General features: G+C 50.4%; 15 protein-coding genes and 1 riboswitch. Of the genes, 2 read left to right on the top strand and 13 right to left on the bottom strand.

Annotated features, from left to right (window positions below):
- Positions 1-58: 58 nt before the first annotated feature.
- The 10 genes from tatC to argS form a co-directional block, all read right to left on the bottom strand.
- On the bottom strand, positions 59-1042 hold the full coding sequence (gene tatC, locus RIC05_RS16985) for a twin-arginine translocase subunit TatC (protein ID WP_350046143.1): 984 nt from the start codon (positions 1040-1042) through the stop codon (positions 59-61).
- 2 nt (positions 1043-1044) lie between these two features.
- On the bottom strand, positions 1045-1440 hold the full coding sequence (gene tatB / locus RIC05_RS16980; protein WP_350045799.1) for a Sec-independent protein translocase protein TatB: 396 nt from the start codon (positions 1438-1440) through the stop codon (positions 1045-1047).
- Between the two features lie 35 nt (positions 1441-1475).
- Positions 1476-1709 (bottom strand): twin-arginine translocase TatA/TatE family subunit, encoded by a 234-nt coding sequence (gene tatA, locus RIC05_RS16975; RefSeq protein ID WP_350041581.1) that lies wholly within the window; start codon positions 1707-1709, stop codon positions 1476-1478.
- Positions 1710-1886: 177 nt separating this feature from the next.
- Positions 1887-2930 carry an ABC transporter ATP-binding protein gene (locus tag RIC05_RS16970; RefSeq protein WP_350045798.1) on the bottom strand — a complete coding sequence of 348 codons (1044 nt, stop codon included), beginning with the start codon at positions 2928-2930 and terminating at the stop codon, positions 1887-1889.
- Between the two features lie 130 nt (positions 2931-3060).
- Positions 3061-3885: an SMC-Scp complex subunit ScpB gene (scpB, locus tag RIC05_RS16965; RefSeq protein ID WP_350045797.1), complete on the bottom strand. Its 825-nt coding sequence runs from the start codon at positions 3883-3885 to the stop codon at positions 3061-3063.
- A 23-nt stretch (positions 3886-3908) separates the two neighbouring features.
- Complete coding sequence (locus tag RIC05_RS16960) at positions 3909-4775, bottom strand: segregation and condensation protein A (RefSeq protein ID WP_350045796.1); 867 nt, start codon at positions 4773-4775, stop codon at positions 3909-3911.
- Positions 4776-4822: 47 nt separating this feature from the next.
- The gene (locus tag RIC05_RS16955; protein ID WP_350045795.1) at positions 4823-5506 is read right to left on the bottom strand and encodes a site-2 protease family protein; all 684 of its coding nucleotides are present in this window, start codon (positions 5504-5506) and stop codon (positions 4823-4825) included.
- Positions 5503-6573 carry a beta-N-acetylhexosaminidase gene (gene nagZ, locus RIC05_RS16950; RefSeq protein WP_350045794.1) on the bottom strand — a complete coding sequence of 357 codons (1071 nt, stop codon included), beginning with the start codon at positions 6571-6573 and terminating at the stop codon, positions 5503-5505. Before nagZ ends, RIC05_RS16955 begins: the two co-directional genes overlap by 4 nt.
- Complete coding sequence (locus tag RIC05_RS16945) at positions 6560-7432, bottom strand: SPOR domain-containing protein (RefSeq protein WP_350045793.1); 873 nt, start codon at positions 7430-7432, stop codon at positions 6560-6562. The genes nagZ and RIC05_RS16945 overlap by 14 nt, the downstream gene beginning before the upstream one ends.
- 3 nt (positions 7433-7435) lie before the next feature.
- Entirely contained in the window at positions 7436-9187 is a 1752-nt protein-coding gene (gene argS / locus RIC05_RS16940) for an arginine--tRNA ligase (protein WP_350043678.1), read from the bottom strand.
- A gap of 239 nt (positions 9188-9426) precedes the next feature.
- Between argS and erpA the strand changes: the two genes are divergently transcribed.
- Positions 9427-9768 carry an iron-sulfur cluster insertion protein ErpA gene (erpA, locus tag RIC05_RS16935; RefSeq protein ID WP_350043677.1) on the top strand — a complete coding sequence of 114 codons (342 nt, stop codon included), beginning with the start codon at positions 9427-9429 and terminating at the stop codon, positions 9766-9768.
- A 99-nt stretch (positions 9769-9867) separates the two neighbouring features.
- Positions 9868-10647: an exodeoxyribonuclease III gene (xth, locus tag RIC05_RS16930; RefSeq protein WP_350045792.1), complete on the top strand. Its 780-nt coding sequence runs from the start codon at positions 9868-9870 to the stop codon at positions 10645-10647.
- Positions 10648-10742: 95 nt separating this feature from the next.
- On the opposite strand, the gene ribB is transcribed toward xth, so the two are convergent.
- The 3 genes from ribB to RIC05_RS16915 form a co-directional block, all read right to left on the bottom strand.
- Positions 10743-11411, bottom strand: coding sequence for a 3,4-dihydroxy-2-butanone-4-phosphate synthase (ribB, locus tag RIC05_RS16925; protein WP_350045791.1), 669 nt, complete (start codon positions 11409-11411; stop codon positions 10743-10745).
- 134 nt (positions 11412-11545) lie between these two features.
- A riboswitch (FMN riboswitch) is annotated at positions 11546-11696 on the bottom strand.
- 104 nt (positions 11697-11800) lie between these two features.
- The gene (locus RIC05_RS16920; protein WP_350045790.1) at positions 11801-12643 is read right to left on the bottom strand and encodes an EAL domain-containing protein; all 843 of its coding nucleotides are present in this window, start codon (positions 12641-12643) and stop codon (positions 11801-11803) included.
- Positions 12644-13134: 491 nt separating this feature from the next.
- The gene (locus RIC05_RS16915; protein ID WP_350045789.1) at positions 13135-13992 is read right to left on the bottom strand and encodes an aminotransferase class IV; all 858 of its coding nucleotides are present in this window, start codon (positions 13990-13992) and stop codon (positions 13135-13137) included.
- Positions 13993-13998: the final 6 nt, after the last annotated feature.

Raw genomic sequence — 13998 nt, 5'->3', positions numbered from 1 at the left:
ACGGGGCGGACACAAGGTCCACCCTGCCAAATCGGACGTTTTCGGTCAAGATTTTCAATTAACGAGCGTTATTGAAATCATCCTCACCGTCATCGTTTCGCGAAGGTCCGGACAAACGCGGAGAACCATCATCTTCGGATGATCTGGTCAAGGAAGTCAGACCGTCATCATAGGATGCAGCAGCAGCTCCTTGCTCATCAACGGCATCATCTGATGTTGCGACAGCAGTTTCAGACGACGTTTCCGCATTATCACTGTCATCTTCATCCTCGTCGTCGCCCTCTTCGGCTTCACGCTTGGCGCGTTTGCGCTCAGAGAACCGCGCCATGATGATGGAGATTTCATAAAGGATAATAATCGGAATACCCAAACCAACCTGAGAAATCAGGTCAGGTGGTGTTAAAACCGCAGCAAACACAAAGGCGATCACAACCGCATATTTACGACGCTTGGCTAAGCTATCTGCTGTAACGATGCCTGCCCGCGCCATGAGTGTCAGCAAGACTGGCAGCTGGAAACAAAGCCCAAAGGCAAAGATCAGCTTCATCACCAAAGACAGGTATTCCCCGACCTTGGCTTCAAGCTGAATCGCAAGATTTGATGCGCCACCTGCCTGTTCGAAACTCAGGAAGAATTTCCAGGCCAATGGCATGATCAGGTAATAAACCAGAGCCCCACCCATAAGGAACAAGACCGGGGTCGCGAACAAGAACGGCATGAATGCCGAACGTTCATTCTTATAAAGACCTGGTGCGACAAATGCCCAAAACTGCCCCAGAAACACGGGGGCAGAGACAAAAAGTGCAGCAAAGAACGATACTTTGACATAGGTGAAGAACACTTCGGTCAAAGCCGTATAGATCATGCGCCGGTCCGGGCCCATGATATCTGCCAGTGGCCGCACGAGGAAACCATAAATATCCTCGACGAAATAATAGCAGACAGCAAAAGTGATAAAGAGTGCCAGAACTGCCCAGGTCAGGCGATTTCTCAGCTCTATCAGATGCTCCATAATGGGCATCTGTCTGTCATGCGCTTGCATGTTCACGCCTGGCTCTCCGGGTGGTCATTCTTTTTGCTCTCGCCAGCGGATGATTTGGCAGCAGGTTTTTCAGCCGGGCTTTTATCTTCAGATGGTTTATCTGAAGCTGCCTTGCTGCTCTTTTCCTTTGCCTTGTCATCGCTTTTGGTAGAGCCGATATTTTTCTCTACAAAGTCAGTTGCACTGGTCGGAGCACTGGTGACCTGTTTGCGTAAGTCATCAAGTTCAGCTTCACGAATGATGTCATCAATGCCGCTTTGGAATTCGCGCGCCATTCCGCGCACTTTTTTCCAGTACCCAGCTAACTTGTAGAGAAGATGCGGTAACTCTTTGGGGCCGACGACAAACAATGCGACGACGGCCACAAGAGCCATTTCGGTCCAGCCGATATCAAACATTTGACACGCCTATCTGAAGGAAACCCGACAGACGATCAGGATTTCACGGAATCCTTGTCTTTGCTCTCGGAAGAAACCGATGCAGAGGTCGTGTTTTCGATGGTCTTGGCCGAAGCGGCTACATCTTCTTCTTCTTTTTCATTAATGCCAGCTTTGAAGCTCTTGATTCCTTTACCCATATCACCCATCACTTTCGGCAGTTTACCTGCGCCAAAGATGATCAGGACAATCGCAAGAATCAGAACGATTTGCCAAACGCCAATACCCATAACTTCAATCTCCAAAGATCCATTCTGCCTTCCGGCGTTATGCTCGGATAATGGCAGAAAGCCCCCCACTGTGCAATGCGACGGAAGGATTAAAAACCCGCACTGCCGCACACTTGTAATTCACCTGTGATTTGGCAGTCTGTTTTCCCTTTTAACGGTTGGGAACAGTTTGCCGCGTCAGGACATAGGAAACACGAAGGTCATCTCAGGATCAAGCGTTATAGCGACAGAGTTCTGATTTAATGTCGAAAAGCGCCGTGGAACGCGGGCATGGATGTGTCCGCCCTTCTGCAACGTCAAATGCATCAGGTTGACTTCCCCCAAAACCCGAACCGCATCAACATTTGCCAAAATATCATGGCCATTCACCGCATCACCAACATGAAGGCCCTCTGGACGGATCAAAACATCAACGTCTGTGCCATCATCATATTCGACGTTTGTGATTTCGCCGACGGGTGTGAAAATCGTGCCGTTGGAGACTTTTGCAGAGAAATGATTCACTTCGCCAAAGAAGGAGGCAACAAATCGGTTATCGGGATGAAAATACAGCTCTTCAGGTGTCCCATCCTGCATAATCGCACCTTCATTCATGATAATGATCCGGTCTGCCATATACATGGCTTCTTGTGGATCATGGGTCACCATGACGGTTGCAATGCCGGCGTTTTTTAGAACATGCAGGGTTGTGTCACGAAGATCTGCCCGCCTTGCAACGTCAAGTCCGGAAAACGGTTCATCCAGCAACATTATACGTGGCGTCGCGGCCAAGGCCCGCGCCAACGCGATGCGCTGTTGCTGACCACCTGAAAGTTCATGCGGAAAGGCATTAAGATAGTCGGCCATGCCAACTTGCGCCAAAGCCTTCTTTATGGCTTCAGAACGTTCACTTTCGGAAAAATGCCGTAAGCCGAAACCAATATTCTTGGAAACGTTTAGATGTGGAAACAGGGCATAATCCTGAAAGACCATGCCGACACCGCGTTTTTCCGGCTCGACATATTCGCCCGGTCGCGCAACAACCTGATCGCTGACAGTAATTTCCCCGACCTGCAATTGTTCAAGCCCGGCAGCCAAGCGAAGGGCGGTCGTTTTGCCACATCCCGAAGGCCCCAACAAACACACCAGTTCCCCCGGAGCGACATCGAAGCTTACCTCGTGCAATACCCGATTATCACCGAACATATGCGAGACATTCGACATCTTAAGGCCGTCGGTCATCCAAATTCTCTTTTAACTGCAGTTGTCGCGCACTCAGAAGTGCAAATGATTAGCGAAATCTTTCGTAGAACTTAAGGTCCCAACCCTTCGGATGCAAGAAGATGGATCAATCTATCCCTCAAATCCTTCATCAGTCACGCGTCGGGTCATCTTCCGGTTCTCTGATGAAATCGTCATCGGAATCTGCATCCAGATCCGTCTCGATCTCTCGTTCGCCTTCATCCATCAGATTGGGATTGTCTGAATAGATCGTTTCATCAAGGTCTTCGAGATTTCGCGTCGTAAGCGCCTCTTCGACAACGGCATCGGCAACTTCGCCATCATCAACCAGATCCGGCAATGCATCATCATCCGAATTAGCCCCATAGCGGCCCATACCCGGCCGACTATCAAGCAACCCGGCGGCTTTCAGATCCGCAAGCCCCGGAAGGTCGTCACGATTTTCCAAACCGAAATGATCAAGGAAGTCATCGGTCGTCGCCCAAAGAACCGGACGGCCCGGCACACGTTTGCGACCACGCGGACGTATCCATTTGGCTTCAAGCAGAATATCAAGTGTGCCTTTAGACAGTGCAACCCCACGGATTTCTTCGACTTCGGAACGGGTGACCGGCTCGTGATAAGCAATGATCGCAAGTGTTTCCAACGTCGCACGCGTCATTTTCTTGGCTTTTTCCACCTCGATATGAAGGTCGCCCGCCAAATCGGTTGCGGTTCTAAACGCCCACTTTTCGCCTACCCGTTTCAGATTAACGCCACGTGGTGCATAGGTTTTGGCAATATCGTTCAGAATTGCCGAAACATCAGTGCCTTCGGGCAAGCGTGCCGCAATAACCCGTTCACTAACCGGTTCCGCTGATGCAAACAACACAGCTTCCACGACACGGATGTGCTGAAAATCAATGTCAGGTCCCGTATCAACGCCTTCGATTTCAAACTGTGCGTCTTCGCTCATCACTTATACCCTGCCCCTCATTATCAGTCCCATGCTGGATCTGCCGGATTGGGACGGGGCAAATCCCCTTCGCGTGGCTTTTGCGGTGATCGCAACAAAATAGGACCAAAGGTTTCTTCTTGTGAAATTTCAAGTTCGCCATCACGGCACATCTCAAGACTTGCTACGAAATGAGCCGCCAAAGCAGAACGTGCCTTAAGCGGTGTGCCCAAGCCATGCGGCATGAATTCAAGGAGCTTCGTCCAGGTCGGAACAAGCCGCCGACCGAAGAGATCACGCAACCTTTGGATCGCATCATCCATGGCGTAAAGATCAAATGCCTCGATCTCCAAGGTCTTGCTTTCAGAGGTCAGCATGATCTGCGCATAAGCTTTTAAAAGATCATAAAGCGAAGCATCGTAAACAGAGGCCGTTGTAACACGTATTTCTTCTGGTGCGCCGCGTGCAAAGAATTCCCGCCCCAAATTTGGCCGTTCAAGTAACTTTTCACCTGCTGCTTTCATCGCCTCAAGACGTTTAAGCTGGAAGGCAAGAAGTTCGGCCATTTCTTCGGCGCTGAGTTCGTCTTCATCACTTGCCTGTTTGGGCAGCAGCAATCGTGATTTCAGATAGGCAAGCCATGCGGCCATGACCAAATAGTCGGCTGCAAGTTCAAGGCGAAGGCCCTGTGCTGAATTGATAAATTTAAGATATTGCTCGGCCAGATCAAGAATCGAAATCTTGATGATATCGACCTTCTGGTCACGTGCCAGTTCAAGCAGAACATCAAGCGGGCCTTCAAACCCCTCCAGATCAAGGATCAGCCGTTCAGCAAGACTCGGTCCTTCGTCATCGACCGGCTTTTTGTCGAACACCTCGTCCGGAATTTCCAATTCGAACTGGTCTGCCATCTGTCCCCGACTGTTCCCCAGACTGATCCGTTTTGCCGCCCTAGTAATCAGGCAAAGATATTTGCCAGCAACCTGACCAATGCGTTGGCGGGTTCTAGAACCAACCACTGAAAGATCGGCAAGTCTATGCCAAGCTTCGCCGTCACATATGGCAGAAGAAAAACCAGACCGATCAAAACGATCATGCCGGTTTTTTCCATACGCGCCAAGACCCGTGCCACTGGAAGTGGTGAAATTGCCGTCAAAACGCGCCCGCCATCCAAGGGTGGGATTGGTAGCATGTTAAATACTGCCAGAATGCAGTTCAACCAAATCGACTGGTTTAACATTGTCCCCAGCCAGTCATTGACGGCAGGTGAAAAACTCGGCAGCCAAACCAGAAGCAGGATCGAGACAATCGCAAGCATCACATTCGTTGCAGGCCCGGCAACAGCAACGCCGATAATGCCAAGGCGCTGCGGATGAAGGCGATGGAATGCCACCGGGACCGGTTTCGCATAGCCAAACAGGAATGGTGCGGCTGTAATCAGCAGTAACCCGGGGATCAACACCGTCCCGACAGGATCGATATGACGGATCGGGTTAAGACTTAAACGGCCCATACGCTGCGCCGTATCATCACCAAACAATTTGGCGGCAAAACCATGGGCTGCTTCATGCAGTGTGACGGCAAGCAACACCGGAATTATCCAGGTTGATGCAGAAATGATCAGATCAATAGCGTCGTTCACTTGATGGTATCCTCAGCCGTCCAGACCGACGCCAACAAGTCCGCAAGGCGCATGCGCCAGTCGGTTAACTGCGATGACGACGGCGTATCTGCTTTAAAGCTGGCAATCTGGTTGGTGAACGTCTGCGCACGCGACAGTGCATTTCCGCTTAGAAGTGGCGTCATGGAAACAACTTCTTCCATCTCAGTGCGCTTACCATTGCAATGAAGTGCTATATCACAGCCTGCCTGCAGGCATTCATGCGTCCGGCTGGCAATCGAACCACCCAGTGCTTCCATTGACAGGTCATCACTGATCAACAGGTTCTCGAACCCGATCTCGCCACGGATCACATCATTGATAATGGTTGGTGATACGGTACCGGGCCGTTGGTCATCAATTGCGGTAAACAGTAAATGGGCCGACATTGCCGCCAGGACATCTTTCATCTGCATGAATGGCGCAAAATCAAGCCGGGTAAGGTCTGCATGAGATGCCGACACAACGGGCAGATCTTTATGACTGTCGACGGATGCGCGACCGTGTCCGGGAATATGTTTAATGACAGGTGCAATGCCGCCATCAAGCAGACCTGCGGCAACAGCGCTTGCCAACATGACCACTTTACCGACATCCGCCCCATAAGAACGATCGCCGACCACGTCACTCATTCCGGGGAAACGTAGATCAAGAACGGGCGCACAGGCGGTGTTAAACCCTGCATCGCGTAAATCCATCGCCATCAGGCGCGCATTGATATAGGCCGCCTCACGCGCGTCGTCTGGCTTTGTATCGAACAGATCACCAAACAAACCCGCAGCCGGAATTTTACGCCAATGTGGTGGTTTCAGGCGCATGACGCGCCCACCTTCCTGATCGACAAAAATTGGAATATTGATGTTGCCGACAACGTCACGCAATGATTTGGTCAGGGCACGGACCTGATTGCGATCTTCGACATTGCGCGCAAACAGGATGAAACCGCAAGGAGCAGCTTCCCGAAAGAACCCCTTTTCCCAATTGCTTAGTTCCGTACCGCCAACGCCCAAAATACAGGCGCGCGGTTTATTGACTTCAAGGCCGGACAATGAGGCACCCCACATTGCGTTGTTTCAAATCAGCGCACAGCTTTTCCGCCGCAGTTGCATCGGCCAAGGGTCCAGCTTGCAAACGATAATAGACCCCCTTGTCTTCAAGCTCAGTGCGCTGCACGAACATCTGAAGACTACCAAGTAAGTCTTTGTTTTTCGAAGACAATCTTTTCCATTCCGCCGATGCACCAGTTTCTTCGCGAACAGATGCCAACTGAATACGAAAATCACCTGTTGATACGGCAGCGGAACTGGTTTGCGGGGCACTTGGTTTGGCAGTTTTGGTTTCCGCCGTCCGCTGTTCGGCAGCAACAAGGGCCTTTTGCGCATCAGTTAATGCTGGTGTGGCAATTTCTGGCGCTTTAACAGCGGTACTCTCGTCCACAGGAGCATTTTCTGCTTCAGCCACCGTTTCGGCCTCATCTACCATTTCGGATTCTGCTGACTCCGCCGTCGGCTCTTCGACAACCGGTGTCGCCTTTTTCGTCGGGGCAACTTCTGGCGTACGTGGCATGTCTGGCAATTCCTGCAGCACCACATTTGCATCTGGATCAACATCGCTTAGCTGATCATAGACCGTGGTGTTGCGGTGAGGAACTTCCATCCCGCCCGGATCTTCTGGTCTGATTTTGATGGGAGAAGGATCAGGAAGAAGAATTGGTAACTTACCATCATCCTGAATAGGTTGCCCTTGATTGTAGAACCAATACCCTGCCCCACCAAGTCCGCCAGCAACCACGGCAATCCCGAAGAACACGGTAACAATTCCCTTCATCATACTTTTCCGCGCAGGCGGCTCCGCCGGATAGTGATCGGCACGTTGCGCATGAAGGTCATGACCGTGTTCTTCGTTCATATTTTACATCTCCTCGACAGGCTTTACGCCAAGCACATCAAGACCCGACGCAATCACAATCGCAACTGCCCGAATCATCGCCAAACGCGCCAGAGTCGCTGCAAGATCATCGGCAACGATGAAGCGCAGCGATGTGTTGTCGCGTCCTTTGTTCCACAATGCATGGAATTCTGCGGCAATTTCTGTCAGGAAAAAGGCAATACGATGGGGCTCATGCGCAACAGCTGCCTGCTCCACAATGCGGGGCCATTCCGCCATGCGCCGCACAAGAAGTTTTTCTTCTTCGGTCGATAGCTGAGACAAATCAGCACCGCGAAGTGTTTCCTCAGAGAAATCCTGCCCCGGAAAAGCTTCGCCAGCCTGACGGAACACCGAATTAACACGCGCATTGGCGTACTGAACATAAAAGACCGGGTTATCTTTGGACTGTTCTGTGACCTTGGCAAAATCAAATTCAAGTGCTGCATCGTTTTTACGGGTCAACATGATGAAGCGCACAACATCCTTGCCAACACGTTCAACAACGTCACGCAGAGTAACGAATGTTCCGGCACGCTTGGACATTTTGACCGGTTCGCCATTGTCAAACAGGCTGACAAGCTGACACAGCTTAACGTCCAGATCACCTTCACCCTTGGTGATTGCCTTGGTCGCAGCTTTCATCCGTTTGACGTAACCACCGTGATCGGCACCGAAGATATCGATCATCAGATTAAAGCCACGTTCATACTTATCAAAGTGATAGGCAATGTCGGATGCAAAATAGGTCCAGGTGCCATCAGATTTTTTCAGCGGACGGTCAACGTCATCGCCAAAATCGGTCGCGCGGAAAAGAGTCTGTGGGCGCGGTTCCCAATCGTCGGGTGTTTTGCCTTTTGGTGGCTCAAGAACACCGACGTAAATGTCGCCCTTTTTCTCAAGATGCTCAAAGGCAGATTGAACTTTACCGGCTTTGACCAACCCGTCTTCAGATGTAAACACGTCATGGGAAACACCCAGCATGCGAAGGTCTTCCTTGATGAGCGCCATCATTTCAACGATGGCAAAACCACGGAATTCTTCAAGCCATGCTTCTTCACCGGCATTCACCCATTTATCACCATCGCGCTCGGCCAACTTCTTTGCTGGCGCGACCAGATAATCACCGGGATAAAGACCCTGCGGGATGTCACCAATGTTTTCGCCAAGTGCTTCGCGGTAACGCATATGAAGGGAGCGCGCCAGAACATCAACCTGCGCACCAGCATCATTGGTGTAATATTCTTTGGTAACGACATAGCCTGCTTTGGCGAGCAGGTTAGCCAAAACATCACCAACAACAGCACCACGGCAATGCCCCACATGCATCGGGCCGGTCGGGTTGGCCGAAACATATTCAACGTTGATCTTTTCGCCCTTACCAAGGTTGCTATTGCCATAGTCCATGCCAACTTCAAGCACTTGGGCAACTTGCGACAGCCAGAACTGATCGGCCATCCGCAAGTTGATAAAACCGGGGCCTGCAATTTCAACATTTTCGATATGATCAAGCAGTCGGAGTTTTTCAGCCAGTTTTTCAGCCAGATCACGCGGTTTCATGCCCGCTGACTTGGACAAAAGCATCGCGGCATTGGTTGCGGCATCCCCATGTGACGGGTCGCGTGGCGGTTCTACCGTTACACGTGTTGTGTCGGTTCCAGATGGGAGAACTCCATCTTTCTCAAGGGCGAGAAGCTGATTCTCAATGTCGCTTTTCAACAAGCTGAAAACATTCATGACTTTGAACTTTGCATTTTTTGGTTTTGGCCCCAAGGACCATTTGACTGGGGCTTGTTTTGAGCCATTTCGGCCCAAAACGCAAGTCACCCTTGGCAAAGCTGATTACAGGTTTTGACATTTCAGCCATGCGCGCTAAATAGTGACTTAAATACTACGATCTTGCCGTGCTATCATACGGACAAGAATCGGAACTATCCCTGCCATTTATCCGGTGGGTGAAGATCAAGGAGTGTTGAATGACCGAAGCATCACGGCAAGTCCAAATGACTGAAAGTGCCGCGAAACGTATTCAGGAACTGATCGCAAGCGAAGGTGCTGCGAACACGATGCTGCGTTTGCAGGTTTCTGGCGGCGGCTGCAGTGGATTTCAGTATGAGTTCTCACTAGATGCGGGCACCACCAGCGAAGATTGCATCTTCGAAAACCATGGTGCGAAAATGGTAATTGATGAAGTGTCGCTTGATCTTTTGGGCGGTGCCGAAATTGATTTTGTCCGTGAATTGGTGGGTTCTGCGTTTCGTGTGAATAACCCGAATGCAACATCGTCTTGTGGATGTGGATCGAGTTTCTCAGTTTGATCCAAGTCAGAAAAACGATTTATAAAACGGGGTCCGTTATTTTCGGACCCCGTTTTGTTTGACCAGAACACCCTGACACCTGCAAGAATCGAGGAACGAATGAAAATCGCTACTTGGAACGTCAACTCGATCAAGGCCCGTTTGCCCAATATTCTTGAATGGCTGCAAGAGGCGAAGCCAGATGTCGTCTTGTTGCAGGAAACCAAAACGGTTGACGACGCCTTCCCGGCGATGGAGATCGAGGATCTTGGCTATAACATCGCGATCCATGGGCAAAAGACCTATAACGGTGTCGCCATTTTCTCAAAATATCCGATTGAAGATGTTGAACGCGGCCTTCCCGGAAATGACGAGGACGAACAGGCCCGTTATATCGAAGCCACCATCTCCTCACCCAATCCGGTCCGTGTTGCATCTATATATGTCCCTATGGGAACCGCCATTGGTGACGAAAAGTTTTACTACAAACTGAACTTCCTCGACCGTCTGATTGCCCAATTTGAGAAAATTCAGGCCAGTGGCGAAGCAGCAGTGATGGGCGGCGATTACAACATCGCGCCAGATGATTCCGATGTCTACGATCCTGCCAAGTTGCACGAGACGGTTTTGTGCTCGACAACAGAACGCAAACGCCTGAGAACCATGATGAATATGGGATACACGGATGCGTTCCGTACCTTTAACCCGAAAGGCCACCAATATAGCTGGTGGGATTACCGGGCTGGTGCGTGGAACAAGGATAATGGCCTTCGGATTGACCATCTTCTTTTGACCCCTGCAGCAGCCGACCGGCTAAGCGCTTCTGACATTGACCGCGATCCACGCGGCAAGGAAAAGGCATCTGATCACACGCCAGTGTGGTGCATGATTGACGATTAAAGCTGGGAATACCATCAGGTTAATCTGATAAAACGACAAAGGGCCGCGCAAATTTTGCACGGCCCTTTGTCTATAAGAAATTCAGATCGTGAACGTTACTCTGCAGCCTGCTGAAGCGCACAGCGATACGCAACAATATCTTCGATGCTGATCACGACCATGTCGTGTTTCTGGGCATAGGCAACCAATTCTGGAAGCCGCGCCATGGTGCCATCGGGATTGGTCACTTCGCACAAAACGCCTGCCGGCTTAAAGCCAGCCAAACGCATCAGATCAACCGTTCCTTCGGTGTGCCCACGACGTTCAAGAACGCCGCCAGACCGCGCACGCAACGGAAACACATGACCTGGGCGCGCCAAGTCAGATGGCTTTACATCATCGGCAATTGCCGCCTTAACCGTGGTCACACGGTCTGCAGCGGAAACACCAGTAGTCACACCGACTTTGGCCTCAATCGTGACGGTAAAGCCCGTTCCCATGCTTGACGTGTTGTCTGCGACCATTGGTGGCAGATCAAGTGCAGTGGCTTTTTCGTCGGTGAGGCACAAACATACAATACCGCTACAATCGCGGATAAGCATGGCCATCTGTTCATTGGTCAGGTTTTCTGCGGAAAATATAAGATCGCCTTCGTTTTCGCGATCTTCATCGTCGACAACCAAAACACCTTTGCCTTCGCGCAAATCTGCCAATGCACGTTCCATACGTGCATGCGGATCGCCAAAGACCGAAAGGTCTGATTGTGGTTCGATACTCTGATTCATAACCGTCCTCTTCGGATGGGGCTTACGAACCAGGGCAAACAAAGAAAGGCCCACCTTGTGACAAACAGGTCACAATACGGTCACAGGCAGACGGTTTTGCAATCACGCAAACGCGTTCATGTTCTTCCGTCACGCTTTATCCTCTCCCATCCGGACTATTACCGTCGGCTCCGGAATTTAACCGGATCTGCTGACCCCATTGATCTTAAGACCAACGGGCGCTCGCGGGCTTTCCAAAACTGGATTACCGCCGGTAGGGATTTGCACCCTGCCCTGAGAATAAGCGCCGTGTTTCAACGACAAAGCTGATCACAATTGATCAACCGCGCGCACTTTAGAAAAGTGCCGCACAGTTGTCAAACACCTTAAAACCCCTAAAAACTTGGGGTTTAAACTTCCGTAAGGATTTTTCCTGCACGGAAATGGAAATCACATCCGTTTTTACGCGCTTCGCGCGGCGCCCATTGGCAAACGGCACAGCGTTTATCAGATGACCGGCGTTTGGTTTTACACTCACGCTGCAAATACGGTCCCAGCATGGCATCGATATAACTTCCTTGAAACACATCAACGCCAAGGCTCCGCCCCATACGCAACGCTGTCCGCCTGTCACAACGGGTCAGGATAAGATTTTGCTCAGAAAACAACGTTGCAAATTCGCGCAATCGTTCCGCTACTTCCGTGCGACGTGAGCCGACAATGTTCTGATCCCAAATCACCTTGATAAAATCGACATTCATCTTGCGTGGTGACAGGAATTCAAGAGCCGGCAAGGTGATGCGGTCTAACCCAACTTGAATGCCTAAGGAATGGAGGAACTTACATGCATCTTCAAATTCCCACCAATTCGCAATGGCATTTTCCATTGAAAACTCAATCGCCATGTTTGCAATCAATTGGCCGTCATCATGCTCAATAAAATCTGCAAACCTTTCACCCAGCACTGTCTGCACCTTCATATTTAAGTGCAGCCGATCTGGTAAAATGGACGGTGCAATGGATGCCGTAACCTCCATCAGCTTTTCATCCAGAACCCTCAGCAGAACTTCAAGCTCTCCCGACCCTTCCAGAAGGAAACTTGCCAGGTGATGCTGCCGTAAATAATCTAGTGAACAATAAATTTCATGCCCAAGAACCTGTCGGCGAGAATCATCAAAATGCACGATTGCCTGACGTCGACAAGAATCGAACACTGCATCGGTGGTGACCGCTCCGCGCAGCATTTCAGCCATGTTAAACCGCTCATAGCCACCGGACGTCTGTTCTGACGACAATGAGACACCAAAGATGTCACCAAGTTTTTCTTTGTCCGCAGGCCACTGAAAACGATTCCAAAGGTTTTCGGGAACAGCACCCAACCCTTGTCGTTCGACAACCTCTTCAAGTGTTTCGCGAACATGCTCGATGAAACTGGCATCATCATCGGCCCACTTACCACCTTTGATGCAGGCAATCATACCGTTTTCGAGACGATGGACCTGCGTATTCTCGGGCAAGTGATGGAACGCATCACGTGAAATCGCCCGATAGTCATCGGTCACCAATCGCAGATCAGCCGGTATTTTGAGAATACCCAGATTAAGGCTTTTCCCGTTCGCAGCATGTTTGCGCAGGCTTTCAACAAAACGGTCAATAGATAACGCGGGTTTGGACGTGTGGGCGTTCATGGGTAATCCTGTAACAACTCAGGGCCACAACATACCAATGATATGGTTAACTTATGTTAAAAGATTATACCATTGCATAGGGACAACTCCACCTTTCGCGCCAATTCAGTGAAGAGTGTATTCGCAGGGACACCAACATCCTCGCCATCCACCTTATCAACAGCACGTAACCCTTGTAGGGCGTTTGCCGTAAATACGGCATCAAAGTCCCGGAGCATACCTGGCTGTTTTGAAGAAAAATTGACATTAACACCAGATTCCTTGGCCCATTTCAGAACGTAACTACGTGCAATCCCACATAGAATCCCCGTTCCCTCATGTGGCGTCCATAGCGTATCACCCTGAATGGCAAAAATGTTTGCCACACTGGTTTCTGCAACATCCCCATCTGCCGAAAGAATGAGTGCATCATCACCGCCAGAACCTGTCGCTTCTTGCTTGGCTGCAATATTATCAAGATAATTTAAACTCTTGATGCTGCCTGCTACGGACCAGACATTGCGCCGTATTTTTTGTGACGTGCATAGGCTCAAGCCAATATTCTGATCAACCGGAACAAATGGCGCTACCGTAATCAGGATGGTTGGGCTGCAACTCGACGGCGGCAACAAACCACGTTCTCCCGAACCACGTGATACGGTCAGACGTACAAGTGCATCTTCGGCACGAATTTCCGTAACCAAAGTCTGCACAATACTAGCCACCTTTTCGGCACTAGGTAGAAAATCGGTCGGGAAGTTGACGATCTCAGCATGATAGCCCAGACGTTCGATATGGGAATGAAGCCATGCAATTGTGCCGTTATGGGCACGCATCGTTTCAAAAAAACCGTCCCCCAGAAGAAACCCGCGATCTGTCACTGGAATAACGGCTTTGTCCTGATCGTAAAAGCTGCCATTCATCCAAACCTGCATCACGCT

Origin of the sequence: Thalassospira sp. (assembly GCF_040218635.1) — a bacterium.
GTDB lineage: Bacteria > Pseudomonadota > Alphaproteobacteria > Rhodospirillales > Thalassospiraceae > Thalassospira.
This window is presented reverse-complemented; position numbering and strand designations above follow the sequence as displayed.